We start from the raw sequence: 23,763 nt of genomic DNA, 5'->3' as shown, positions 1-23,763 counted from the left end.
CTGTGCTGAATGGCGGCCTAGCACCACGCGACGTCGCTGAATGTCACATAGTGCGTTTCGATCAGGCGGCCGCTTCGGCTACGCAGGTCCACGCGATAGAAGCAGCCGAGGTTGAAAAAGCTCTGGTCCTGGATATAGATTGCGCGGTGCATGATTCCTCCTGCGTGGCCGGTTCGCTGGGCGAATCGTGCCGTGCGCGGTCGCCGCACGTTGCCGCGACCTTTAATAGCAAAACAGCGGGGGAGGGTTGTTTGTTCCGCGCGGAAGCGGCAATTTATTTTCGCGAGAAGCGGGAATAAAAGGCGCTGCTGGGTGTCCTTTCGTCGGCGCAAGACTCGATCTGCCGCGTCGCGTTTGCCGGCACCGAGCGGAACGGCAGGGGCAACTGGTCGTCGGGCTGAACCGGGTCACGTCTCGCAAGGGAATCGAACCTTCTACCTTGCGCCAGCCTGAAGCCGTTTTGCGAGTTCGTCGGCTATTTGCTCTGCGCTTTTTCTGACCGCCGCCTTTTCATCGCGGCCAGAAAGAACGACCTTCGCGGCGATCACATACGGATTGAGCTTGACCACGGCGCCCGGCATATCCCTGCTGGCGCCCTCTTCGACACTTTCATAGAGCGGCGGCAAGTCCGGCGTAGCCAGGTTATCGCAGGAAACCGCGACCTGAAACTGGCTTTGGCCCGCGCCCATGCCGACCATCGCGCGGCGCAAGCGGTTACCCTCGTCGATACTGAGAAAAACGCCGCGCACCTGCCAGCCGTTGTGGGGCAGCGGCTCGCCCGGCGTGACACGGCGCGCGTCTACTCCGGCCTTCTTCAAATCGTCCGTGAGAGATTGCGCCATCAGCGCAACGATCTCTCGCGCGCGCGCCTGGGGATCCTGCCGCTGACGCAGCGGGCCTTCCGGCATCAGATGGCCCAAGATGCCTCGCGCGCGGTGGCCCGGCCCGCTGTCAGGGGCGACATTGGCGGCATCGAGATCGAAATCGGAGACGTAGACGACCGGCGGCGCGACAAGAGCCGAAGGCGATGCCGGCGAATCTTCGGCCAAACTTCCGCCGGGCTGGCCCACACGCATACCGCGAAAGAGATCGTTCCCGCCCATCGAAAAGCCATTGCGCACCTCCGCGTTCCTTGCATTCCTCGCTTCGTACCGATTGCGTGGCAACGACGAATATGGCGTCACCCCACGGCCCGTTCAACGGAAGGTCGCTACCGATCCGCAGGCAGCGCGACGCGTTCCAATACCGTCATCGGGCCAAGCCTTTCGATCACATCCAGCTGCGCCGCGTCACGCACGAAGAGCGAACCCGCGAACCCGAGCGCGTTCACCGACACGCCGTCGACACGCTCTTGCGATCTCGGCACGAGCAGCATCCAGCGCCGCGTGACGAGGAGGTTATAGGGCGTCGCATGACACGATGCACGATCGATTTCGACGGTGCCGACGCCCGCCGCCTCGAGCAGCGTGCGATAGCGGGAAAGCGCCAGGTTCGCCGCATCCGCGCGCGTCGAGTCATCTGCGTCGAAGCGTGCGAACGCATGCCGAAACGGCAGGTTCGGCCTGCGTTTCTCCACACTGAGCAAGGGCTCGATAGGCACAGGCCGCTCGGCATCACCGAGCGGCAGCGGCACGATCTGCAGGTGCTTGTGCGGCTGGCTCGCACCGGCCTCCGTGCCCGCGTTGTAAAACCCGAGGCCGTCGAACTCGGCCATGCAAGCCATGAGCGCTTCGAAATCGGCAAGACCGAGCAGCGTTTCCTGCCGTTCGAATTCGCGCGTGACGATCAGCAGATGATGATCGATCACGTTGAACTTGTTCAGCAACGCGAGATGCGTGTCGGAAATATCGGCGACGAACAGATCCGGCTCGTAGGGAAGAAAGGGGTTCGCGCGAGGGCGCTTTTCCGTCTGAAGCTTTCGCGACTGCTCGCGCTGCTGTTCCTTGCGCGTCAAGCTCGATACCTGACGCACGAGAAAGCGGATGCCGCCGCTTTCGATCACGGACTGTTGCGTGTCGATCGGTTGCAGCGCGCCGCGACTCAGCGCGTGTTCGGTCTGTCGCAGAATGGCGGGCCACAGCGTGCCCGCAACCAGGTGTCGTCGTTGTTCCATGAGGTGTCGACAGGCGTGGCGGCGCGCGTGAAGTGAGTGAAAACCTGGCGGCTACAATTTGTACCCTATCGTGCGCAAGAGATCCTTGCGCCATTGAATGTCTTCCGCGGTTTCGATGCCGACCGGTGAAAAACCATCGATCACGCCGACGATGCCACGGCCCTGATCCGTTTCAGCAATCAGTACTTCGACGGGGTTCGCTGTTGCGCAGAAGATGCGGCAGACCTCGGGTACGGCCTTGACCGTGTTCAGCACGTTGACGGGGAAAAAGCCGTCGCCCAGAAACACGAAGAAACTATGGCCCGCGCCGACGTTCGTTGCGTTCTGGCATGCCATCTCGACGAGGCTGCCGTCCGTGCCGGAGTGGCGGACGAGGCGCTTGCCGGAGGCCTCGCAGAACGCGAGGCCGAACTTGATGCCGGGCACCGTGCCGACCATCGCCTCGTGAAGATCCTCGACGGATTTGATGAAGTGGCTTTGCCCGAGAATGAAGTTGGTCGCATCGGGCTTGACGACCTTGACGGCGGACAATTGCATATTGGACCTCGCTCCATTGCGGCAAAACGCCGATGAAAACACGCCGAAGGCGGGCAAACGCGGCTGCCGGTGGTGCGCGCGTCAGCCGGTCTTCGTCGATCCGGCTTCTAGCCTAGTACCAACTGAGCGTGAGCGAAAGCGGCATCGAGCTTGCGAACATGGCCTGATACGGGCGACCGGCAAAGCTGCCCTGCGCGCGATGTATCATTTCCGTGGAATCTCACGCCGGGTATCGTGGAGTACGTCATGGGAAGCGCATGGAAACGTCGCTTCAAGCTGCTTGTCCAGCGTTTCTGGCAGCCAACCAGCGCGTGCATGACCTGTATGCCGGGGAGCTGGGGCAACATCATGAGCCTTGCTCATTGGGCGATCGCATTCAAAACCGGGCTGCTCACCGGAGTGCTGGCCCTGCTGCTCACCTTCACACCGGCGGCGAAGTGGTTCGGGAATCGCTATGGCAACGCGCTGCTCGTCGGCTGCCTGACCGCGATCGGTGATGCTTACTCGCACCTGAGTCACTATCGTTTTCACGCTCTCGAACATATTGCGACGGGGGTCCTGTCAGGCCTGTTTGCGCTGGCTGCGTCGTTTCTGTTCGAGGACCGCGCGCGGCGCGTACGAGCGGTATGGGGACGTTTGTTCGGATAGTTCAAGCCTGCTTCTCACCGGGTGCTGTTCCTGGAGACTGGGCCCGCCCGCCGCTTTCGCACCACCATCAACGAACAAACCCCACTGGCCGCGACGATATTCACCGCCGGATGAAACGCCACGGCCACACTCCATTGCGGCAGCGCAAGAATTGCGAGCGCATGTTTGAAAACACACAGCGCAGAGCGGTCACGGAAGCGATCAAACTCCAGACCGATGTCAATCGCCGGGCAGGCGATAAGCAAACTCATACGTATGCGCGCCGTCGACGATGTCGATCTTGAACTCGCCTTCGATGCCGCTCAGCTCCTGCGTGCCCGAATCCGGCACGACGGTCACCGCCAGCGCCGCAGCGCCGCGATTCATCACGCCGATGTGCTGCAGCACGAACGTGCCGCGTTTTCCCGCGAGCGTGCCGGTGACCTGTTCGAGCGCGACATAGCCAGCCGACCCTTTGACGCTCGTCATCGCGCTCAACATTTGCCCTTGGGTGGTTGCGGTGAGATCGCCGGAGATCTGTTTGTCGATCGACATGCGGCCGAGTCTGGATTCGTCGTCCACGTTTTCGAATGGCATCGGTTGTAGCGCGACGATGAAGGTGCCTTTTGCAATGTGGTCAGTCATCGGGATTTCCTCCTGGCTTGAATGGGCAACGGTGAACCGGCGAACCGTGACGTCTTCTAAACGTAGCACAGGCCGCCGTCAGGACGCTGCACGCGTAGTGCGATCACCGGTGCCGAACGCATCCGCAAACTCGCGCTTCAACCATGCGAGCGCCGGATCCTGATCGTGAGCCGCCGCCCACATCAGCGAAACTTCGTAGCCTGGCACGTCGAATGGCAGCGGGCTCAGCGCGAGACCGAGCGCATCGCGCCATACGCGGCCGATGAACTCCGGCACCGTAGCGATTGCCGCCGTGCGTTGCACGATGAACGGACTCGTCGCGAAGTTCGGGCTGGAAAACACGACCTCGCGCTTCAGTCCCTGCATCTGGAGTCGTTCATCGATGAAGCCGCGCAGATCGGCGCTGAACGAAGTCAGGACGTGGCGGTGACGCAAAAACTCGTCCATCGACAGATGCTTGCGGCGCGTCCTGACGAGTTGGGGGTTATAAACGCTCACGAAGCGCCAGGAGAACAGCGGCATGCGTCGCTGCCACGGCACGCATTCGCCGAATACGCCGACCGCGAGTTCGATCGCGCCATCGTCGAGCATCGCGGCGGCGCGGGTCGAATCGGTGGACAGCGCGATCAGCTTCACACCGGGCGCCGTGGCGGCGAGGCGCGCCATGAGGTCCGGCATCAACAGCAGTTCGAGCGAATCGCTGAGGCCGATACGGAACACCCGCTGCGTGCGTCCAGGATCGAAAACGGGCGGCTGTGTGAGCGCCTGGTGCAGCGACTGCAAAAACGGTTCGATCTGCCGCGCGAGTTCGAGTGCGCGCGGCGTGGGCATCATGCCTTGCGGCGTGCGCACGAACAGCTCGTCGCCGAATGTTTCGCGCAAGCGTTTCAGCGCGCCGCTGACGGCCGGTTGCCCGAGAAAAAGCCGCTGTGCGGCACGCGTGACGCTGCGCTCTTCGAGCAGCGCGCGAAAGGTCAGCAGCAGGTTCAGGTCGAAGCGGCGAAAATCATTTTCAATGATGTTGGCCATGGCGCTAAACGATTTGAATGATAGAGGCGCAACGCGCATTCTACTGCCACGGGTCTTCCGTTTACTCTCAGGAGCAATGACATGGACTGGCAAAATCAGAAGGTCGTGGTGCTGGGCGGCTCGTCGGGTATCGGGCTGGCGACGGTGACGCGGCTGGCGGGGGCCGGCGCGAGCGTCGTCGCGGTGGGGCGCGACCGCACCAAACTCGACGATGCGTTGGGTCGCATCAACGGGCGGGTGACCGGCGAAGCACTCGATTGCACCGATCGTATGGCGCTCGAACGCTTCTTCGGCGGGCTGGGCCGGATCGATCATCTCGTGATGACGCTGTCCGGCGGCGAAGGCGCGGGGCCGTTTGCCGAACTCGATCTGGCGGCGCTGCGGCGCGGTTTCGAGGCCAAGTTCTGGCCGCAACTCGAAGCGGCGCAGACCGCGCTGCCTGCGCTGCGTCGTGACGGCAGCCTGACGTTTCTGACCGCGATTTCAGCGCGCATCGCGAATCCGGGCACAGCAGGCTTGGGCGCGATCAACGGCGCGCTCGAGAGCATGATCGGCACGCTGGCGCGCGAGCTTGCGCCGCTGCGCGTGAACGCGGTGTCACCGGGAGTGATCGATACGCCCTGGTGGGACAGGTTTCCCGCGAGCGTGAAGAGTGAGCTGTTTCGCCAGCAGAGCGAAACGCTGCCGGCGCGGCGCGTCGGTCAGGCCGATGACGTCGCGCACGCGCTGCAGTTTCTGCTGGAGAACACCTTTATGACGGGAGCGGTGATCGAATGTGACGGCGGGCTGCGCCTGCTGTGAAGCGCCAGGGATGCCGGCTCAGGCGGCCTCCCGGCCAGCCGGCATCGCAGCCGCGGGCTGTACCTGCGCGAGATGGCGCAGCAGCTTCGTCACCATCGCGACGACGACGAACGCGATGACCACGAAGAACAGCGCGAGCGGCGTGAGCACCTGCACCGACACGAAGCCCGCGAGCCCCATCATCGCCGAGGACACGAGCAGCAGCGCACAGCCGAGAATCGCGCTCGTCAGACCCGCGATGTGCGGGAACAGCGAGTTGCCCTTCGCCATCAGCGTGGGATACATCGCACCGGCGCAAAAGCCCATCACGAGCACGGGCGTCGCAAGCGTCCATACACGCAGGCCGACCGTCAGCGCGAGCAGCAGCATGGCAATCGACGCAGCGGCCATCAGCCGCGCGCCGATGCGCAGCCGTTGCTCGGCGCTCGGCAGCCGCGGGCCGTGCAGGCGATTCGACAGACCGCCCAAGAAGTACATCATGCCAATGCCGAGCGCGAGGTAGCCGAAGAAGGTCGGCGGCTGGTGCAGCGTGTTCTGCACCATGAACGGCCCGACGATGTTGAACACGAGCAGAATGCTGTAGCACAGGCCCTGCGCGAGAAAACAGCTCTGAAACACGGGGCTCGCGAGCACTTTGCGGGCGTTCGCGGCCAATGTGCGCGGTTCGAGATGCACTGGCTTCGGCAAGGTCTCGCGATAACGCCACAGCAGCGCCCACATCACCAGCGAATAGAGCAGCAGGAACACGAGGCACGCGCGCCAGCCGAACGCCGTTTGCAGATGCGCGCCGAGCACCGGCGCGACGATCGGCGCGAGCCCCCACGCGATCGACATGTACGTGAACGCGTGCAGCAACGCCTGGCCCGCGAACGAATCGGTGATGATCGCTTTCGCGAGCAGATTCGTGCTCGCGATGCCGAAGCCCTGCAGCGCGCGGGCAAGAATGAACGTCTCCAGATTGGGCGCCGCGAGCGACAGCAGGCAACCGACCGTATAGACGCTGAGGCCGAACGCGAGCACGCGCTTGCGGCCGTATGCGTCGGCGATCGGGCCGAAGATCAGTTGCCCGAGCGCGTAGGCGGCCATGTAGCCGGTGACGCTCGTCTGGATCGCTTGCGGCGAGGTGCCGAAGTAGCGCGCCATCGCGGGCAGCGCGGGCACGTAGATGTCGATGGCGAGCTGTCCTGCGGACGAGAACAGGCAGATGAGAAATAGCAGGAAGCGAGGCGAGTTCGGGGCGGAGTCGGCAGAAGCGTGGGTCATGGATGCATCTAAGGGGAATACTGGCGGCGCGTGCATCGGCGCGTTCGGATGCCGAACGGTTAGACGTGAATGCCCCGGCATTGTCGCGGCTATTGTGCCTGTGGTCCGGCGGGAAATGGGATTTTCCCTGGTGAGGGTGTGGAATGGCGGGGCCTGCGGGCGGGATACGGCGCCGCGCTGCTGCCGCAAGAAGCGGGCCGCGCATCGGCCGACGCGCGCATCGTCACGCGTGCGCTGCGCCCGGCGCTATGGAGGCAATTGGGCCTTGCCTATCGCGCGGGGACGGTGGAGCGTCCGACTCAGCATGTGCTCGACGTATTGCGGAGTTTGCGACTGAGCTAGCAAGCCGTACTACATCGCGGACGACTCGCGCGTGTCGCTGCGTGCGACAGCGCGGATGATTAAAGGCGGCTGTCGAACCCCTTTTTCGTGTCGCCCTTCTGAAAGCCGACCCATAGGCTTCCGCGGAATAGAGTTGGAGGCCGCTCTTGCCGAGTGGACGCGTTTGCATACGATGCTCCAGTTGACGCGCCGCTTCCCCGCCGCCGGGACTATGTCATACGGGGTGAGGGGAGCCCGACGTTCGCGGGAACGTGTGCCGCGACGCTTTGCGCGGACCGCTCACAGCCCCAGGTGGCAGCCGCTTCAAGTAGACTGACGAAGAGATGTCGCTTCGCCATGCGGGGTGGCAACCTTCTATCCGCTCGTGCACGGAGGCTTGACCTATGCATGCCGTTCCCCCGCTCGGACAAGAACAGGACATCGCCGGTGCAGCGCTCGATGCGGCACGTGCTCAGGCGGCGTCGCGCAATCCCGCTTCTCCCGCACCGCAGACCGGCTCGCACGTCCCTGGTCACGCCACTCACGACGCGCCCCTGCGCGACCTGCGCCGCGTCGCCATTCATCCCAATCACTGGTACCCGCTCGCGTGGTCGCGTGAAGTCAAGCGCGGCAAGACGCTCGGCGTGACCTTCGCAGGCGATCCGATCGTGCTTGCGCGCACCGAAAGCGGCAAGGTGTTCGCGCTGGAAGATCGCTGCGCGCATCGGCAGGTGCCGCTGCACCAGGGCGTGGTCGATGGCGAATCGATTCGCTGCGGCTATCACGGCTGGACCTACGACTGCGCGGGCAAGTGCATCGACGTGCCGTACCTGGGCCGCGAGCGTCTGCCGAACGGTGTGCGGTCATATCCCTGTCACGAAGTGGAGGGACTGATCTTCGTGTTCCCGGGTGACGCCGCGCTTGCGGCCGAGCGCCCGCTGCCGGAGTTTCGCTCCTTGTCGGACCCGAAGTACAAGACGCGCCGCTTCGGCCGCCCGGTCAAGTGTCATTATTCGTTCATGCACGAGAACCTGATGGACATGAATCACCAGTTCCTGCATCGCCGCCAGATGGGGCGCATGCGTGCGCGTTCGCTCGGGCGGCGACGCGGTGAGGGCTGGGTCGAGGTCGACTACACGTTTGCGCGCACGGCGGGCCAGCAGCCGCTGGGCGAGGCGATGGTGTTCGGCGAGAGGCGCAAGACGGGTGGCTTCAACCATAAAGACGTGATGACGATCCGCACCGAATACCCGTATCAGACCTTGCAGATCCACAACGTCGAGCGGACCCTGGTGATGGACCTGTGGATCGTCTACGTGCCGCTCGACCGCGAGCAGCGCACCAACCGAACGTTCGGCCTGCTGTCGATCCGCAAGCCCGGCATTCCGGGCGTGATGAACCTCGCGTGGCCGCTGCTCGTGTGGTTCACCGAGCGCATTTTCAGGGAGGATCGCGAGATCGTCGAGGCGGAGCAGCGCGCCCACGATTCGCAGGGAGCCGACTGGAATCACGAGGTGTTCCCTGTCATCAACGATCTGCGCGCGCTGCTGCGCGAGTGCGGTGCGCCCGACCAGGTGGTCGGCGCGGGCACCGGCGATACGGCAGTGATCCGCTTCTGGGATTCGCGTCCAGGCGGCCCCTTGGCGAAGACCTGAGCGCCGCCCCGCGCGGCTGGTTCGCCGGCGCCGGGCGCGGCATGTAGCCGCGGCTTTCCCCCTCGCCTGGAATTAATCCATCTCTCCATGGTGGACAATGCGCGGCGCGCGAGCGGCGATAATGACGTCCGGTACTTTTAGTGCGCGCGCGTTTGCGCCAATCGACATTCGCCGCGTCCGCTCCCGTGTACCATTGCGTCTTTTCCGAATTTCAAGATACTGCCGTGACCACGCAACACACCCCCGCCAACTCTCGTAAATCCCTCACTCTGCTGCAATTGCTTGGCCTCATCGGCGGCGCTGGCCTGATCGCCTCGATCGCGCTGAATCTGCTCGTCCAGGCGCACTGAAGCTCATGTACAAGAAGGGCGTAGCCGTAGAAATCCAGTTTTCCCCCGAGCGACTCAACGATGGGGCCGGCGATCCGTACTGGATCGATCTGACTCACGACGAGGCGCAGCGCCTGCTCGAAAGCCTCCAGGCGCGTCTCACGGGAACCAGCGGCGGCACGGCCGCACCGCTCGTCGTGAGCCTCGATGCGACGGCGCACGCGTGCGCAATGGATGCCGGTACTTCCGATGCGCCGGTGGCCGCGAATACCGGCGCGGCCGACGACTTCAAGCAATGGGTCTGCGTGATCTGCGGCTGGGTCTACGACGAAGCCGCCGGCTTGCCGGAAGAGGGCATCGCGCCGGGCACGCGCTGGGCCGATGTGCCGGCCGACTGGCGCTGCCCGTTGTGCGATGTGGGCAAGGAAGATTTTGCGCTGGTGGAGTTTTAAGGGGCGAGTCGCGGCTCGCCGGCTCACCTCGCTCCACGCCGTCCCTGCCGGATAGTCCGTTCCAGTTGTGATCGCAGCGCGGCGGCTTCGCTTTGCAGCGCTCGGGCGAACGCGTCCGTGAGCGGATGCGCGGGCCGGTGCTCGGGGTGTATCACGCTCACACGAAACGGCAGCGACAACGCAAGCGGCCGGATATGCAGATTGCGGCCCGCGAAATCGACGGCGGTCAGCGGATTGACGATCGCAATGCCGAGCCCTTGCCGCACGAAACTGCACACGGACACCGCGGTCGGCGTTTCGATCAGCAACCGACGCGCGACACCTGCCCGCGCGAACGCCTCGTCGATCTGGAGCCGGTAAGGATCGTTCGCGGACAGGCTTATGAACGGCTGATCAGCGAAGTCCTTCAGCGCGATCACGCGTTTCGCGAGCAGCGGGTGAGCGTCGGGCAGCACGCACACTTCATCGACGGCGACGAGCGGCGTGAGCCGCGTGCCGGGCGGCGGCGCGGCGTGCTCGGTGAGGCCGAGGTCGTAGCGCTGCGCGCTCAGCCATTCTTCGAGAAACGGCGACTCCTGTGTCGCGATCGAGACGCTGACGCCCGGCTGTGCGTCGTGAAAGCGTTTGACGGCGCCCGGCAGGATCGAATGCGAAAACACCGGCAGCGCGATGACGGACAACTGGCCGCCCTTGAATTCGCGCAGCGCGGCCGCCGTCGAGGCGACCCGTTCAAGCCCGACATAGGCGCGCCTGATTTCATCGAACAGCGTCAACGCGGATTGGGTCGGACGCAGCCGGCCCTGCACGCGCTCGAACAACGCGAAGCCGATGCTTTGCTCCATGCGCGCGAGTTCGCGGCTCACGGTGGGCTGCGACGTAAACAGCATCCCGGCAGCCTTGGTGACACTGCCGGCCGTCATCAGCGCGCGAAAGACTTCGATATGCCGGTGCGTGAGCGCCATGGTTCGGCCTATATCAGAAGTGAATGGATCAGCGATAAATTGGTATTTTACTGAATGACGGCTCCGGCTCATCATGTCGGCTATCGCTTTCGCAAATCCTTCCACAGCCGAACATGACGCCATTCAACCCCCATCAACTCGCCGACCTCGCGCGCCAGCATGGCACGCCGTTATGGGTCTATGACGCCGACACGATCCGCCAGCGCATCGCGCAGTTGCGCAGTTTCGACACGATCCGCTATGCGCAGAAAGCCTGTTCGAACGTGCACATCCTGAGGCTGATGCGCGAGGAAGGTGTGATGCTCGACGCAGTCTCCCTGGGCGAACTCGCGCGCAGTTTTGCTGCCGGTTTTACGGCTCGGCCGGCGTCGCACGACGCGCCCGAGGGCGTCGTCTTCACCGCCGACGTGCTCGACCATGCGACGCTCGCCACGGTGCTCGAGCGGCGGGTCACGGTCAACGCCGGCTCCCTCGACATGCTCGAGCGGCTCGGACGACATGCGAGCGAAGGTCATCGCGTGTGGCTGCGCATCAACCCCGGCTTCGGTCACGGCCACAGCAACAAGACCAATACGGGCGGCGAGCACAGCAAGCACGGCATCTGGCGCGACGACCTGCCAGGCGCGCTGGAGCTGGTGCGACGCTATCGGCTGAAGCTCGTTGGGCTGCACATGCATATCGGCTCCGGCGTCGATTACGCGCATCTCGCGCGCGTCTGCGATGCGATGGTCGATGCGGTGTCGAAACTGGGTCAGGATATCGAAGCAATTTCCGCAGGCGGTGGTTTGTCGGTGCCGTATCGCGATGGCGAGCCGAGCGTCGATACCGCCCATTATTTCCGGCTATGGGACGACACGCGGCGGCGCATCGAGGCGCGTGTCGGGCATCGTGTGCGGCTCGAAATCGAACCGGGGCGCTTTCTGGTCGCGCAGTCGGGGGTGCTCGTCGCCGAGGTGCACGCGCTGAGCCGGCGGCCATCGCGGCAATTCGCGCTGCTCGACGCGGGCTTCAACGATCTCGTGAGGCCGTCGTTCTATGGCAGCCATCACGAGATCAGTGTGCTGCGGCGCGACGGCACGCCGAGCGCTGCGCCGCTCGGCTCGTTCAGCGTGGCGGGGCCGTTGTGCGAGGCCGGTGACGTGTTCACGCAGGCCGAAGGCGGTGTCGTCACGAGCCGATCGATGCCCGCGCCGCAAGTGGGCGACCTGATCGTGTTTCATGACGCGGGCGCGTACGGCGCGTCGATGTCGTCGAACTATAATAGCCGGCCGCTCGCGCCTGAGGTGCTGATCGAGCGTGGCAACGTGCGCTTGATCCGGCGCAGGCAGCGCTTCGAAGACTTGCTCGGGCTCGAAGAAACGGCGGCTTGAGCGGCGAGCGGGTGCTCGACGCGCGCCGCTGGGAAATCGTCAATGCCATGACATCGGGACGTTTCCTGCCGTGTTGGGCGCCCACCGGAAGTAGCCGCGATGAAAGCGGGTCCGGGAATCAGGTGATTGTCGGCAGCGCGTTCAGGCCGGTTGGGATCGTCAGTTGGCGCGACATCCTCAAGGCTTTTGCCGCGGTACCAAACGTATCGGGCTCATGATGTCGGTCCAGGTGCAGTTGCGAAGCTATAAAAGAAGCGTGTGTTGGAATTCAATTATCTTATGAGGCGTGAGATGAACATGTTGGGCCGTGGTGTCGTAATTTCTCTTTTGGTGGGCGCTTTGCTCTCGTTGACAGGTTGCAACACGGTGGCCGGCTTCGGCCAGGACATCAGCAGTTCGGCCCGCGCCGTTCAGCGCGTGCTGTAGGGGACTGCAGAGGAAAGCGCGTTGCGGATCGAAACAAGTTAGACGTTTGAAGGCTGGACGGCGGATGCCGGAGCCGAAGCTCGCCGCTATGCCGGACTCGGCATGGACGGCCGCTCAAAAGCCTCGCGCCCCGGCCCTCACGCGCGCCGCGGCCGCTTTGTGCGACATGGCTGGCACTGCCACTCCGATTGTGCAGATTTAATCTCTCCGGGCCACGAAAAAGCCCAAGCCCGTTCTCGTACAAAGGCCGATACTCGCCGTCATACCCAACGTGTGTCGGCGCGGCCGGCTTTCCGAAGGAGACGGACAAGATGAGCAAGGCTATCCAATGGAGCGGGGTGTTTCCCGCCGTCAGCACCCAGTTCAAGCCGGATTTTTCGCTCGACATCGACGCGACCCACCGCGTGGTCAGCAACCTGGTCAGGGACGGCGTGTCGGGTCTGGTGGTCTGCGGCACGGTCGGCGAAAACACCTCGCTGAGCACGCCGGAAAAACTGCAGGTGATCGAGGCCGCGCGCGACGCGGCCGGAGGCAGGGTGCCCGTCATCGCGGGCGTCGCCGAGTTCACGACCGAGTTCGCGCGTCAGACGGTGCGCGAGGCGGCGCGTGCCGGCGCGGACGGCGTGATGGTGATGCCGGCGCTCGTCTATTCCGCGAAGCCGCACGAAACCGCTGCGCATTTCCGCGCGGTGGCGACCAGCACCGACCTGCCAGTGATGATCTACAACAATCCGCCAATCTACAAGAACGACGTCACGCCGGACGTGCTGATCGCGCTGCAGGACTGCGAGAACATCGTCTGCTTCAAGGATTCGTCGGGCGATACGCGGCGCTTCATCGATCTGCGCAACGCGGTTGGCGAGCGCTTCGTGCTGTTCGCCGGCCTCGACGACGTGGTGGTCGAAAGCATCGCAGTCGGCGCGCAAGGCTGGGTATCGGGTATGTCGAACGCGTTCCCGAAGGAAGGCGAGACGCTGTTTCGCCTCGCGAAGCAGCAGCGTTTCGACGAAGCGCTGTCTCTGTACCGCTGGTTCATGCCGCTGTTGCACCTCGACGCGCGCCCCGACCTCGTGCAATGCATCAAGCTGTGCGAGGAACTGCTCGGCCGCGGCAGCGCCGTCGCGCGTCCGCCGCGCCTGGCGCTGGAAGGCGAGACACTTGCCGAAGTCAAAGGCATCGTCGAAAAGGCGCTCGCCACACGTCCTACGCTGCCGGACGTCGGTCTCCAAGCCCACTGAGATCGACAAAACGCCAGTCGATCGAAAGAACGTGGCAAGTCATGGGAGGGCCAATGTTCATGGCGATGCCATCTGCGCTATGGTTTGTGCTTGATGGTTCACGCATGGGCACGATTCAATGACTGGCATCGAATCACCGGTCGACATTTCGCGGCTCGAAGACGAATGGCTCGAAGCGGACGGCTTCGGCGGCTTCGCGTCCGGCACGGTCGGCACGCTGCGCACGCGCCGCTATCACGCGTTGCTGCTCGCCGCGACGCGCGCGCCCGGCGGGCGCATGGTGCTCGTCAACGGTATCGAGGCGTGGATCGAGGCAGGCGGCCAGCGGTTTGCGTTGAGCATGCAGCGTTATGGGCCCGACGTGATCTATCCCGATCTGCGCGGACGTCTTGCCGGGTTCGTTACCGCGCCGTGGCCGACCTGGCGTGTTCAGCTCGATGCCTATGCGGCGGTGATCGCCGAAGTGTTCGTCTGCAAATCGACGTGCGAAACGGTGTTGCGCTGGCGGCTCGAAGGCGGCGGCGCCGATGCGCCCGTGCTAAAGGTTAGACCGCTGCTGTCGGGCCGCGATTATCATGCGCTGCACCACGAGAATCCGGTCTTCAACTTCTCCGCGCAGGTCAGCGCCGATCAATCGTGCGCGAGCTGGCAACCCTATGGCGGATTGCCGGTCGTGCGGGCGGCGACGAACGGCGCGTACACGCATGCCCCCGACTGGTATCGCAACTTCTGCTACGTGCGCGAGCAGGAGCGCGGCCTCGATTGCAGCGAAGACCTCGCGACGCCCGGCGTGTTCAGCTTCAATCTCGCTGAAGGCGAAGCGGTGATGATTCTGAGCGCATCGAGCGCGGCAGCAACGGCAAGCGCGAGCGGCAAATCTCATACTGCCGCCCACGCCACCGGCCTCGCCCACGCCGAACGACAACGCCGCACTGCGCTCGGCTCGCGCCTGCAACGCTCGGCCGACGCCTACGTCGTCACGCGCAACGAAGGCCGCACGATCCTCGCGGGCTTCCCATGGTTCACCGACTGGGGACGCGACACCTTCATCGCGATGCGCGGCCTGCTGATCGCGTCGAACCGACTCGACGACGCCGAAGCGATCCTGCTCGAATGGTCGGGCACGCTGTCCGAAGGCATGCTGCCGAACCGTTTTCCCGACTACGGCGACGCACCCGAATACAACTCGGTCGATGCCTCGCTATGGTTCATCGTCGCCGTTCACGAATATCTGGCGACGCCGCATGCAAGCGCGCATACGCGCGCGCATCTGCAGCAGGCCGCTGAGACGATCCTCACCGGCTACACGAACGGCACGCGCTTCAATATCGGCGCCAGCACCGACGACGGCTTGCTGCGCGCCGGCATCCCCGGCGTGCAACTGACCTGGATGGACGCGAAAGTCGGCGACTGGGTCGTCACGCCACGCATCGGCAAACCGGTCGAAGTGCAGGCGCTGTGGATCAACGCGCTGCGCATCGCGTCGGCCTGGAATCCGAAGTGGCGGCAGGCCGCCGAGCGCGCGACACACACGTTTCGACAGCGCTTCGTCGATCCGGCCACGCAGGCGCTGTTCGATAACGTCGACGTCGATCATGTGCCGGGCACGGTCGATCGCTCGATCCGGCCGAACCAGGTGTTCACGATCGGCGGGCTGCCGTTTCCGCTGCTCGAAGGCGCGGCGGCGCGGGCGGTGCTGAACCAGCTCGAAGCGCAGTTGCTCACGCCGCTCGGCCTGCGCTCGCTCGCGCCCTCCGATCCGGCCTATCGCGGTCGCTACGGCGGCGGCCGGCTCGCACGCGACGGCGCCTATCATCAGGGCACCGTGTGGTTGTGGCTGATCGGCCCGTTCGTCGAAGCGTGGCTGCGAGTCAACGGCGCGAGCGCGGATAACCTCACGCAGGCGCGGGCGCGTTTTCTGGCCCCGCTCTATGCACATCTCGATTGCGCGGGCCTCGATCACCTGTCCGAAATCGCCGATGGCGACGCGCCGCACGCGCCCGCGGGCACGCCGTTCCAGGCGTGGTCGCTCGGCGAACTGCTGCGCGTCGAAAATCTGCTTGCCCGTTTCGAGCACAACGGCGCGTAAACCGCGCTACGATGTGGGTCCGACCGCCAGGCTTGTTGCAAGGACGTTCTCATGCCACCGCTGCGCGCTGCCAATCTGCTTGCCACGATCGAAGGTGCCCGGCTGCACTCGGCCGACTGCGGCCACTGGCAGCGCTGGGGGCCTTATCTGAGCGAACGCCAATGGGGTACGGTGCGCGAGGATTACAGCCCGAACGGCACCGCCTGGGACTCCTTTCCGCACGACCATGCGCGCAGCCGCGCCTACCGCTGGGGCGAAGACGGCATCGCCGGTTTCGGCGACGACCGGCTCAGCTGGTGCGTGTCGCTCGTGTTGTGGAATCGAAAGGATCCGATCATCAAGGAGCGTCTGTTCGGCCTGACGAACTCGCAGGGCAATCACGGCGAGGACGTGAAGGAGTTGTACTTCTATCTGGACGGCACGCCCACTCATTCGTACATGCGCATGCTGTACAAGTACCCGCATGCTGCCTACCCCTATCAGGACCTGATCGACGAAAACGCGCGCCGCGGCTGCGGTATGCCCGAGTACGAACTACTCGACACCGGCGTGTTCGACGATCAACGCTATTTCGACGTGCAGGTCGAATACGCGAAGCACACGCCCGACGACATCGTGATGCGCGTGACGATCGAAAATCGCGCGGACGAGGCGGCGGCGCTCGACGTGCTGCCGCAGATCTGGGCGCGCAACTCGTGGTCGTGGAAGGAGAACAAGGACAAGCCGAAGCTCGTCGCGTGCACCGGTCCCGACGGCAGCGTGCGTCTCTCGGGCCACCATCACGTGCACGAGCCGATCGTCGTGACCGCGTGGTCGAAGGACGCGCCGCGGCTCCCCTGGCTGTTCTGCGAGAACGACACGAACGTGAAGCGGTTGTTCGGCACAAACGGCGCCGGCCCGTTCAAGGACGGCTTCAACGACTACCTCGTGCACGGTGACGCGAACGCGATCCGTCACGACGCGGGCACCAAGGCCGCCGCGCATGCGGCGCTCGAGCTCGGGCCGCATGGGCGCGCGGTCGTCTATCTGCGCTGGCGCTCGCAATTGGAGACCGATGAAGCGCCATTCGATGCCGATGCGCTGTTCGCCCGCCGCATCGCCGAGGCCGACGAATTCTATGGCGCATTGCAACACGAGATCACCGATCCCGATGCGCGCCTTGTGCAACGTCAGGCGCTCGCCGGCATGCTGTGGTCGAAGCAGTACTACCAGTACGACGTGCAGCGCTGGCTCGACGGCGATCCGCTGCAACCGCGCCCGCCCTCCGCGCGCAAGCAGGGACGCAACACGGACTGGCGGCACCTGTGCAATGCGGACATCGTGTCGATGCCGGACAAGTGGGAGTACCCGTGGTACGCGTCGTGGGATCTCGCGTTTCATGCGGCCGCGTTCGCGCTGATCGATCCGGCGTTCGCGAAAAAGCAGTTGCTGCTGCTCGTGAAGGACCGCTATCAGCATCCGAACGGCCAATTGCCCGCCTACGAATGGGCATTGAGCGACGCGAACCCGCCCGTGCACGCATGGGCCGCGTGGCGCGTGTACGAGATCGACCGCGCGCTGACCGGCAAGGCCGACCGCGATTTCCTCGAACTCGTGTTTCACAAGCTGCTGCTGAATTTCTCGTGGTGGGTGAACCGCAAGGACGCCGACGGCCGCAACATTTTTCAGGGCGGTTTTCTCGGACTCGACAACGTCGGCATCTTCGACCGCTCCTCGCCGCTGCCGACCGGCGGCCACATCGACCAGGCCGATGGCACCGCGTGGATGGCCGCGTACGCGCTGGACCTGATGCGCATAGCGCTCGAACTTGCGTATGCGAACCATGTGTTCGTCGATATCGGCGTGAAGTTCTTCGAGCACTTCCTGTACATCGCGCAAGCAGTCAGTTGCGAGGACGGCTGCGACACGGGCCTGTGGGATAGCGAGGACGAGTTTTTCTACGACAAGCTGCGCCTGCCCGACGGCAGCAGCTTACCGATGCGCGTGCGCTCGATCGTCGGTCTGATCCCGCTGTTCGCCGTGCACGTGCTCGAGGAGCGGCTTCACGGCGGCTTGCCGTGCTTGCGCGAGCGCCTCGTGTGGTTTCTCGAGCATCGGCCGGATCTCGCGAAGCTGGTGTCGCGCTGGAACGAGCCGGGCAAGGGCAACACGCTGCTGCTGTCGGTGCTGCGCGGGCACCGGATGAAGGCGCTGTTACGGCGCGCGCTCGATGAAAGCGAATTTCTGTCCGACCATGGCGTGCGAGCGTTGTCGCGTTTCCATCGCGATCATCCGTTCGTGTTCCAGCACAACGACAACAGCTTCTGCGTGAGGTATCTGCCGGCCGAATCGGATTCGCGCGTGTTCGGCGGCAACTCGAACTGGCGCGGGCCGGTGTGGATGCCGGTCAACTATCTGCTGATCGAATCGCTGTACGAGTTTCATCGCTATTACGGCGACGATTTCCGCGTCGAATATCCGACCGGTTCCGGCCAGCAGTTCTCGTTAAGCGAAATCGCCGACGAACTCGCGCGTCGCGCGACCAGGCTGTTCCTCAAGAACAAGGCCGGCGAGCGGCCGGTGATGGGCGCGTATGCGCTGCTGCAGGCGGACCCGCGTTCGCAGGATCTGATCCTGTTTCACGAGTATTTTCATGGCGATAACGGCCGCGGCGTCGGGGCATCGCACCAGACCGGCTGGACCGGGCTCGTCGCGTTATTGTTACAGCCGCGCGCGATGGCGGCCTCGGGCAACCTGCCGCTGGCGGGCGAACCGGCGCTCGCGCCTGCACCGATTCCGGTGGCGGCGGCTTCTGCATCCGCGGTAACGCCGCCTGGAGAGAAAGAGCCGGTAGCGTCGCTCGCGGCCACGACGAAGTAAGCCTCGCCGCACGCTGGCGCGAACGGGAATGAACTGCGCGCCTGCGTTCGTGGTCTTTCAGGTGTCGCCACGTTCGTCCTATCGGTTTACTCAGGTTTAGGTGAATCCCATGTCGACTACATCGAACCCAGCGGCTTCTCCCGATCAACGCAGCGCCGCGCCCGCGCTGAGCTGCAAGGTCAGCGCAAGCCCGCACGACCCGCTGCCGTCGCCCGCCGGCAAGAAACCCGCGCCGCCATGCACGCTCGTGATCTTTGGCGCGGGCGGCGATCTGACCCAGCGCCTGCTGATGCCCGCGCTCTACAACCTCGCCGTCGACGGCCTGCTCGACGACAGCATGAAGATCATCGGCGTCAACCACGGCGAGCGCGAAACGCGCGAATGGACTGACGAACTGCACGCGTCGCTTCAGCAGTTCGCCGCCGACAAAGCCAGCACCTTCCACGCCGGCAAGCTCGACGACAACGCCTGGAGCTGGGTCGCGCAGCGCCTCGAATACATGGCGGGCGAGTTCGAATTGGACGACACATTCGCGAAACTGAAGCAGAAGCTCGATCAGTCGAAAGGCGGCAACGCGATCTTCTACCTCGCGGTCGGCCCGCGTTTTTTCAAACCGATCACCGAGCGGCTCGGCAAAGCCGGCTTGCTGAAGGAAGGCGACGGCGCCAACGGCGGCTTTCGCCGCCTCGTGATCGAGAAGCCGTTTGGCGCCGATCTGGCGTCGGCGCGCGATCTGAACGCGCACATCCTCTCCTATGCGCAGGAATCGCAGGTGTACCGCATCGATCATTTTCTCGGCAAGGACACCGTGCAGAGCATTCTCGCGGTGCGCTTCGCAAATGCGTTCTTCGAGCCGCTGTGGCGGCGCGAGTACATCGACTGTGTGCAGATCACCGCGGCCGAAACGATCGGCGTCGAAGGGCGCGGCAAGTTCTACGAGCAGACCGGCGCATTTCGCGACATGGTGCCGAACCACCTGTTCCAGCTACTCGGCGTGGTCGCGATGGAGCCGCCCAATTCGTTCGACGCCGAAGCGGTGCGCAACAAGAAGGCCGATCTATTCAACGCGATCCAGCCGCTCGCGCCCCACGACGTCGTGTTCGGTCAATACGAAAAAGGACCCGCAGGCGTGGGCTATCGCGAGGAACCCAACGTCGCGCCCGGCAGCAAGACGGAAACCTATGCCGCGGCACGGGTGTTCATCGAGAACTGGCGCTGGGCCGGTGTGCCGTTCTATCTACGTACGGGGAAGCGGCTTGCCGCGCGCCACACCGAAATTTCGGTGCAATTGAAGGCGGTGCCGTTTCTTCTGTTCCGCGACACGCAAGCCGACGCCTTGACGCCGAACGTGCTGACCATCTCCATCGATCCGGCGCACGGCACGAGCTTCGATTTCAACGTGAAGACGCCGGGGCCGGTGATGGAGGTCGGCCCGGTGCGGTCGTCGTTCGACTACGGCGACTTCTTCGCGGAACGCGCGAACGTCGGTTACGAGACGCTGCTGTATGACTGTATGCTGGGCGACGCGACGCTGTTCCAGCGCTCCGATAGCATCGAGACATGCTGGTGCGCGGTCGACGACGTGCTGCACCCCAAGCGCGGCGGCGCGCTCCCGTTGCACGGTTATGCGGCCGGCAGCGATGGGCCGGCCGAAGCCGACGCGCTGCTCGCGCGCGATGGCCACGCTTGGCGGCCGTTGCAGCGCAAAGCGCCCGGCGGCAAGTCGTAGCGGCGCCTTTGAACCTGCACGCAGACACGCAGCACAACCGCCTCAACACAATCGGGGGACATCGTGGCAACCAGCCAGAAGAAGAACGGAGTGAAGCGCAACGCGCCGAAAGGCGGCAGCGAGAACATTCTCGCGATCGACGTGGGCGGCACCGGCCTGAAGGCCGCCATCATCGACGCCGATGGGCGGATGAAAACCGAGCGCGTACGCGTCGCGACGCCGCATCCGTGCACGCCGGACCAGTTGGTGGACGCGCTGGCGCAACTCGTTGCGCCGCTCGTCGGAGAGGCGCGGCCTCGCTGTATCTCGATCGGCTTTCCGGGTGTGGTGCGCGATAACCGCATTCTGACCGCGCCGCACTTCGGCATCGAAGGCTGGCATGACATCGCGCTCGCGGATTCGCTCGCACAGCGCCTCGGTGGCCTGCCGGTGCGGATGATCAACGACGCCGAGGTGCAGGGCTTCGGGGTGATCGAGGGGCACGGCCTTGAATTCGTACTGACGCTCGGCACCGGCGCGGGCACCGCGATGTTTCGGGATGGCGAGCTGATGCCGCATCTGGAACTCGCGCATCATCCGGTCAGCAAGAAGGGCGTCGCGTACGACGAATACATCGGCGAGGCCGCGCGCGAGCAGGTCGGCAACAAGCGGTGGAACCGCCGCGTCGAGAAGGTGATCGGCATTCTCGATTCGCTGGTCAATTACGACAAGCTGTGGATCGGCGGCGGCAACGCGGCGCGCATCAAGTTCACGTTGCCCGCGAACGTCGCGACCGTATCGAACGATGCGGGGATCCAAGGCGGCGCGCGCCTCTGGCACCCGCTGTCGGTGCGCGAGACGCGGCAGTATCCGGAGGCGACGCAGAAGACGGGGCGGTTTAAACCGAAGTGAACGGGATCGACGACTACGTCGCTGACTATTTCCGCGCTTTCTCTAACGCCCGGCGTTTGTCGTATTCGCGCGCAGGGTGAATGCCTTGCCATCGAACGAGTAGTAGTAGGTTCCGTGCTCGGCGCTTTCATTGCGGCTGCCGTGGGCGATCAGCAGGCAACTGTCGGCGCGGTAGGAGAGCGGCTCCGTGATGTCCGGCGGCCAATCGGAAACCGTGAACGGCAGCGAAGTGACGCGGCCCGAGTTCTTATCGATTGCCGCCGCCATCACGCATCCGGCACCGCATCCCCAGCTAGCGAGAACATAGTGGCCCGCGAAATTAATGGGCCCCTTTGCGGCTTCGCGAATAATGCTGCTGTAATGCCGTGCCGTCGCGTCGGCGAATATCATGCGCGGCACAGCAGTGTGCTTCGACTCGACAGCGACGTGACAATCCTCAAAGTGCGAAACCGATTCCGCAAGGGCCGAACTGGATAGTGCGCCGAACACCAATGTGGCAAAGGGCCAGGACGAAACGCGCATTGTCTTAATACCAATGATGTTGTTGCCAGAATGCTCTGGCCATATGTGCGGAATGGTAACGGCCATAAATGTAACGAATGCCGCCTTGGCATTCCTCCTTCGCATTACCGAACGATGCCTCCCCGCACGGGTTCAAGCTGTATTGCGCGCGCAGCAGTTGAAACAGGCCGCGTGCTGTCGAAGTTCCGTTGCGTACATCGACGACACCGGCGGACTCCTGAGCCATGATCCATAGTAGGTCGTTGAAATCAGTATCTGGAATGCCCTCGGTGCGCATGGCGTCTTTCAGCGCATTCTGAATCGCGGGCGACACGACGCTTCCCGGCTTCTCTTTCCATTGTGACGGCGCAGTTTTCGTCGGGCGGTGCGAGTGGGCGTGTTTTGTAGGCATTCAGGCAGCTCCAATTATTCTTTGAACGAGAGGATGCGCGAGTATGAATCAATCAATCGCGTAGGATAGCTATCTGTTTGATTCGCGCAGCCCCGTGCGCAATATGCCGCCTCTTTCATCTCAAAACAACATTTTCGTCATCGTTGCTGTATGAATTGCAAAGCTCTCAACGGCACCTCCAAACCCAGAGCCTCCCAATGACTTGCATCCACCGCGCTGCGCCACGAACGCTGAAAATGCGCGGCCGACCGCCAACCGCGCGTGATGTTCCGCAAGGCGCCTAGCGCACCGCATCTCCCCACCGATACTGCGCGCTCGCTTCATCGAGCTGCGTCTTGATCGCGTCATCGAGTTTGAACTCGGCCGCTGCGAGCGTATCGCTCAATTGCTCCGCGCGGCTCGCGCCGATGATCGCCGACGTAACCAGCGGATTCGCAAGCACCCACGCCAGCGACACCTTCGCCAGCGACTCGCCGGTCGGCGCGGCGATCGCCTTCAACTTGTCGATCGTGTCGAACTCGCGCTCGTGCCAGTAGCGCTCCTGATACATCGCTCCGGCCTTGCCGACGCTTTCGGTGAAGCGCCCTTCGGCGGGCGTCGCGTCGAGCCGGTGCTTGCCGGTGAGCAGGCCGCCCGCGAGCGGGTTATACGGCATCACGGCTAGTTGCTCCTCGGCGGCCAACGGCAGCAGCTCACGCTCGATCTGGCGAAACAGCAGGTTGTAGCGCGGCTGGATCGACACGAAGCGCGCGACGCGCAGCACATCCGCGCGGCCCAACGCCCGCGCGAGCCGGTACGCGAGAAAGTTCGACACGCCGATATAACGCGCCTTGCCTGAGCGCACGATCACATCGAGCGCTTCGAGCGTTTCGTCGAGCGGCGTCGCCGCGTCGTCGGAATGGAGCTGGTACAGGTCGACGTAGTCGGTGCCCAGGCGGCGCAGCGACGCGTCGATCGCATCGAGCAGGTGCTTGCGCGAGGCGCCCTGATCCCACGCGGCGGGCCCCATCTTGCCGACCGCCTTGGTCGCGACGATGAAGCGCTCACGCTTACCCTTCAGCCAACGTCCGACGATCTCCTCGGTGCGTCCGGCCAGATCTTCGCCGCCGCCAAGCGGGTAGACGTTCGCCGTATCGATGAAATTGACCCCGGCGTCCGCGGCCGTATCGAGGATGCGGTGCGATGCAGCTTCTTCGGTTTGCAGGCCAAAGGTCATGGTGCCGAGACACAGGCGCGAAACGGTCAGGCCGGTGCGGCCGAACTGGCGAAATTGCATAAGGTCGACTCCAGAGAGGAAAGAAACCGCTTCTGAACTGATTAAACAGCGGTGTTGTAAAAAGGATAAACCGAGTCGCGATTCGCCGTGTCCGACGCACACCGCGATTGCTGACTTCCTAAAGATGTGAAATGATAGCGATTCTCATTTAAACCCAGCCAGCCATCCCGTCATCTCCATCTCACACAACGGAGAGCGGCAGCCAGCCATTTGCGGCTTTGTCATGAATTCGGCGTCG

At 64.0% G+C, this 23,763-nt stretch carries 24 protein-coding genes and 1 pseudogene; 13 read left to right on the top strand and 12 right to left on the bottom strand.

Annotated features, from left to right (window positions below):
• Positions 1 to 17: 17 nt before the first annotated feature.
• From LJ655_RS30095 to LJ655_RS13705, 4 genes are all read right to left on the bottom strand, one after another.
• Positions 18 to 152: a hypothetical protein gene (locus LJ655_RS30095; RefSeq protein ID WP_268991462.1), complete on the bottom strand. Its 135-nt coding sequence runs from the start codon at positions 150 to 152 to the stop codon at positions 18 to 20.
• Positions 153 to 434: 282 nt separating this feature from the next.
• Positions 435 to 1,121, bottom strand: coding sequence for a DUF4410 domain-containing protein (locus LJ655_RS13715; RefSeq protein WP_230561776.1), 687 nt, complete (start codon positions 1,119 to 1,121; stop codon positions 435 to 437).
• 89 nt (positions 1,122 to 1,210) lie between these two features.
• A complete protein-coding gene (locus LJ655_RS13710) occupies positions 1,211 to 2,113 on the bottom strand; it encodes an ATP adenylyltransferase family protein (protein ID WP_230561775.1) in 903 nt (300 codons plus the stop codon).
• 51 nt (positions 2,114 to 2,164) lie between these two features.
• The gene (locus tag LJ655_RS13705) at positions 2,165 to 2,650 is read right to left on the bottom strand and encodes an adenosine-specific kinase (RefSeq protein WP_230561774.1); all 486 of its coding nucleotides are present in this window, start codon (positions 2,648 to 2,650) and stop codon (positions 2,165 to 2,167) included.
• Positions 2,651 to 2,896: 246 nt separating this feature from the next.
• On the opposite strand from LJ655_RS13705, the gene LJ655_RS13700 reads away from it, so the two are divergent.
• The gene (locus LJ655_RS13700) at positions 2,897 to 3,298 is read left to right on the top strand and encodes a hypothetical protein (protein WP_230561917.1); all 402 of its coding nucleotides are present in this window, start codon (positions 2,897 to 2,899) and stop codon (positions 3,296 to 3,298) included.
• Positions 3,299 to 3,312: 14 nt separating this feature from the next.
• Here the strand turns inward: LJ655_RS13700 and LJ655_RS13695 are convergent, their stop codons facing one another.
• The 3 genes from LJ655_RS13695 to LJ655_RS13685 all read right to left on the bottom strand — a co-directional run bounded on the left by LJ655_RS13695 (position 3,313) and on the right by LJ655_RS13685 (position 4,951).
• Entirely contained in the window at positions 3,313 to 3,549 is a 237-nt protein-coding gene (locus LJ655_RS13695) for a hypothetical protein (protein ID WP_230561923.1), read from the bottom strand.
• Positions 3,518 to 3,922 carry a DUF3224 domain-containing protein gene (locus tag LJ655_RS13690; protein ID WP_230561773.1) on the bottom strand — a complete coding sequence of 135 codons (405 nt, stop codon included), beginning with the start codon at positions 3,920 to 3,922 and terminating at the stop codon, positions 3,518 to 3,520. Before LJ655_RS13690 ends, LJ655_RS13695 begins: the two co-directional genes overlap by 32 nt.
• Before the next feature lie 78 nt (positions 3,923 to 4,000).
• Positions 4,001 to 4,951, bottom strand: coding sequence for a LysR family transcriptional regulator (locus tag LJ655_RS13685; protein WP_230561772.1), 951 nt, complete (start codon positions 4,949 to 4,951; stop codon positions 4,001 to 4,003).
• Between the two features lie 81 nt (positions 4,952 to 5,032).
• Between LJ655_RS13685 and LJ655_RS13680 the strand changes: the two genes are divergently transcribed.
• Positions 5,033 to 5,752: an SDR family oxidoreductase gene (locus LJ655_RS13680; protein WP_230561771.1), complete on the top strand. Its 720-nt coding sequence runs from the start codon at positions 5,033 to 5,035 to the stop codon at positions 5,750 to 5,752.
• A gap of 18 nt (positions 5,753 to 5,770) precedes the next feature.
• Here LJ655_RS13680 and LJ655_RS13675 read toward each other — a convergent pair whose 3' ends face one another.
• A complete protein-coding gene (locus tag LJ655_RS13675) occupies positions 5,771 to 7,015 on the bottom strand; it encodes a multidrug effflux MFS transporter (protein WP_230561770.1) in 1,245 nt (414 codons plus the stop codon).
• 159 nt (positions 7,016 to 7,174) lie between these two features.
• Here LJ655_RS13675 and LJ655_RS13670 point away from each other — a divergent pair.
• The 4 genes and pseudogenes from LJ655_RS13670 to LJ655_RS13660 form a co-directional block, all read left to right on the top strand.
• A pseudogene (locus LJ655_RS13670) lies at positions 7,175 to 7,357 on the top strand (LysR family transcriptional regulator); the annotation flags it as partial.
• A gap of 383 nt (positions 7,358 to 7,740) precedes the next feature.
• Positions 7,741 to 8,991: an aromatic ring-hydroxylating oxygenase subunit alpha gene (locus LJ655_RS13665; RefSeq protein ID WP_230561769.1), complete on the top strand. Its 1,251-nt coding sequence runs from the start codon at positions 7,741 to 7,743 to the stop codon at positions 8,989 to 8,991.
• Between the two features lie 224 nt (positions 8,992 to 9,215).
• The gene (locus tag LJ655_RS30090; protein ID WP_268991461.1) at positions 9,216 to 9,341 is read left to right on the top strand and encodes a hypothetical protein; all 126 of its coding nucleotides are present in this window, start codon (positions 9,216 to 9,218) and stop codon (positions 9,339 to 9,341) included.
• 5 nt (positions 9,342 to 9,346) lie between these two features.
• Positions 9,347 to 9,772 carry a rubredoxin gene (locus LJ655_RS13660; protein ID WP_230561768.1) on the top strand — a complete coding sequence of 142 codons (426 nt, stop codon included), beginning with the start codon at positions 9,347 to 9,349 and terminating at the stop codon, positions 9,770 to 9,772.
• Between the two features lie 23 nt (positions 9,773 to 9,795).
• On the opposite strand, the gene LJ655_RS13655 is transcribed toward LJ655_RS13660, so the two are convergent.
• A complete protein-coding gene (locus LJ655_RS13655; protein WP_230561767.1) occupies positions 9,796 to 10,734 on the bottom strand; it encodes a LysR family transcriptional regulator in 939 nt (312 codons plus the stop codon).
• Positions 10,735 to 10,847: 113 nt separating this feature from the next.
• On the opposite strand from LJ655_RS13655, the gene lysA reads away from it, so the two are divergent.
• The 7 genes from lysA (at position 10,848) to LJ655_RS13620 (ending at position 21,336) form a co-directional block, all read left to right on the top strand.
• Entirely contained in the window at positions 10,848 to 12,104 is a 1,257-nt protein-coding gene (gene lysA, locus LJ655_RS13650; RefSeq protein WP_230561766.1) for a diaminopimelate decarboxylase, read from the top strand.
• Entirely contained in the window at positions 12,101 to 12,322 is a 222-nt protein-coding gene (locus LJ655_RS13645; protein WP_230561765.1) for a hypothetical protein, read from the top strand. Before lysA ends, LJ655_RS13645 begins: the two co-directional genes overlap by 4 nt.
• Before the next feature lie 519 nt (positions 12,323 to 12,841).
• Entirely contained in the window at positions 12,842 to 13,768 is a 927-nt protein-coding gene (locus LJ655_RS13640; RefSeq protein ID WP_230561764.1) for a dihydrodipicolinate synthase family protein, read from the top strand.
• A 118-nt stretch (positions 13,769 to 13,886) separates the two neighbouring features.
• Positions 13,887 to 15,857, top strand: a complete 1,971-nt coding sequence (locus tag LJ655_RS13635) for an amylo-alpha-1,6-glucosidase (protein WP_230561763.1) — start codon at positions 13,887 to 13,889, stop codon at positions 15,855 to 15,857.
• Positions 15,858 to 15,908: 51 nt separating this feature from the next.
• The gene (locus LJ655_RS13630) at positions 15,909 to 18,716 is read left to right on the top strand and encodes an MGH1-like glycoside hydrolase domain-containing protein (protein ID WP_230561762.1); all 2,808 of its coding nucleotides are present in this window, start codon (positions 15,909 to 15,911) and stop codon (positions 18,714 to 18,716) included.
• A gap of 109 nt (positions 18,717 to 18,825) precedes the next feature.
• On the top strand, positions 18,826 to 20,445 hold the full coding sequence (zwf, locus tag LJ655_RS13625; protein WP_230561761.1) for a glucose-6-phosphate dehydrogenase: 1,620 nt from the start codon (positions 18,826 to 18,828) through the stop codon (positions 20,443 to 20,445).
• 63 nt (positions 20,446 to 20,508) lie between these two features.
• Positions 20,509 to 21,336: an ROK family protein gene (locus LJ655_RS13620; RefSeq protein WP_230561760.1), complete on the top strand. Its 828-nt coding sequence runs from the start codon at positions 20,509 to 20,511 to the stop codon at positions 21,334 to 21,336.
• A gap of 42 nt (positions 21,337 to 21,378) precedes the next feature.
• Here LJ655_RS13620 and LJ655_RS13615 read toward each other — a convergent pair whose 3' ends face one another.
• From LJ655_RS13615 to LJ655_RS13605, 3 genes are all read right to left on the bottom strand, one after another.
• A complete protein-coding gene (locus tag LJ655_RS13615; protein ID WP_230561759.1) occupies positions 21,379 to 21,924 on the bottom strand; it encodes a hypothetical protein in 546 nt (181 codons plus the stop codon).
• Positions 21,863 to 22,249, bottom strand: coding sequence for an aggregation-promoting factor C-terminal-like domain-containing protein (locus LJ655_RS13610; protein ID WP_230561758.1), 387 nt, complete (start codon positions 22,247 to 22,249; stop codon positions 21,863 to 21,865). The genes LJ655_RS13615 and LJ655_RS13610 overlap by 62 nt, the downstream gene beginning before the upstream one ends.
• 280 nt (positions 22,250 to 22,529) lie before the next feature.
• Positions 22,530 to 23,525 carry an aldo/keto reductase gene (locus LJ655_RS13605; protein WP_230561757.1) on the bottom strand — a complete coding sequence of 332 codons (996 nt, stop codon included), beginning with the start codon at positions 23,523 to 23,525 and terminating at the stop codon, positions 22,530 to 22,532.
• Between the last annotated feature and the right edge of the window lie 238 nt (positions 23,526 to 23,763).

It is taken from the genome of Paraburkholderia translucens (assembly GCF_020881035.1).
GTDB lineage: Bacteria > Pseudomonadota > Gammaproteobacteria > Burkholderiales > Burkholderiaceae > Paraburkholderia > Paraburkholderia translucens.
Note: the sequence above shows the minus strand (reverse complement) of the source record. Positions and strands in the feature narration are given on the sequence as shown.

Coding starts and splice junctions, on each gene's coding strand:
- LJ655_RS13675 (WP_230561770.1), bottom strand. CDS start 7,015: ATGACCCACGCTTCTGCCGACTCCGCCCCGAACTCGCCTCGCTTCCTG.
- LJ655_RS13705 (WP_230561774.1), bottom strand. CDS start 2,650: ATGCAATTGTCCGCCGTCAAGGTCGTCAAGCCCGATGCGACCAACTTC.
- LJ655_RS13630 (WP_230561762.1), top strand. CDS start 15,909: ATGCCACCGCTGCGCGCTGCCAATCTGCTTGCCACGATCGAAGGTGCC.
- LJ655_RS13635 (WP_230561763.1), top strand. CDS start 13,887: ATGACTGGCATCGAATCACCGGTCGACATTTCGCGGCTCGAAGACGAA.
- LJ655_RS13640 (WP_230561764.1), top strand. CDS start 12,842: ATGAGCAAGGCTATCCAATGGAGCGGGGTGTTTCCCGCCGTCAGCACC.
- lysA (WP_230561766.1), top strand. CDS start 10,848: ATGACGCCATTCAACCCCCATCAACTCGCCGACCTCGCGCGCCAGCAT.
- LJ655_RS13605 (WP_230561757.1), bottom strand. CDS start 23,525: ATGCAATTTCGCCAGTTCGGCCGCACCGGCCTGACCGTTTCGCGCCTG.
- LJ655_RS13610 (WP_230561758.1), bottom strand. CDS start 22,249: ATGCCTACAAAACACGCCCACTCGCACCGCCCGACGAAAACTGCGCCG.
- LJ655_RS13660 (WP_230561768.1), top strand. CDS start 9,347: ATGTACAAGAAGGGCGTAGCCGTAGAAATCCAGTTTTCCCCCGAGCGA.
- LJ655_RS13665 (WP_230561769.1), top strand. CDS start 7,741: ATGCATGCCGTTCCCCCGCTCGGACAAGAACAGGACATCGCCGGTGCA.
- LJ655_RS13685 (WP_230561772.1), bottom strand. CDS start 4,951: ATGGCCAACATCATTGAAAATGATTTTCGCCGCTTCGACCTGAACCTG.
- LJ655_RS13690 (WP_230561773.1), bottom strand. CDS start 3,922: ATGACTGACCACATTGCAAAAGGCACCTTCATCGTCGCGCTACAACCG.
- LJ655_RS30095 (WP_268991462.1), bottom strand. CDS start 152: ATGCACCGCGCAATCTATATCCAGGACCAGAGCTTTTTCAACCTCGGC.
- LJ655_RS13655 (WP_230561767.1), bottom strand. CDS start 10,734: ATGGCGCTCACGCACCGGCATATCGAAGTCTTTCGCGCGCTGATGACG.
- LJ655_RS13710 (WP_230561775.1), bottom strand. CDS start 2,113: ATGGAACAACGACGACACCTGGTTGCGGGCACGCTGTGGCCCGCCATT.
- LJ655_RS13680 (WP_230561771.1), top strand. CDS start 5,033: ATGGACTGGCAAAATCAGAAGGTCGTGGTGCTGGGCGGCTCGTCGGGT.
- LJ655_RS13700 (WP_230561917.1), top strand. CDS start 2,897: ATGGGAAGCGCATGGAAACGTCGCTTCAAGCTGCTTGTCCAGCGTTTC.
- zwf (WP_230561761.1), top strand. CDS start 18,826: ATGTCGACTACATCGAACCCAGCGGCTTCTCCCGATCAACGCAGCGCC.
- LJ655_RS13615 (WP_230561759.1), bottom strand. CDS start 21,924: ATGGCCGTTACCATTCCGCACATATGGCCAGAGCATTCTGGCAACAAC.
- LJ655_RS13695 (WP_230561923.1), bottom strand. CDS start 3,549: ATGAGTTTGCTTATCGCCTGCCCGGCGATTGACATCGGTCTGGAGTTT.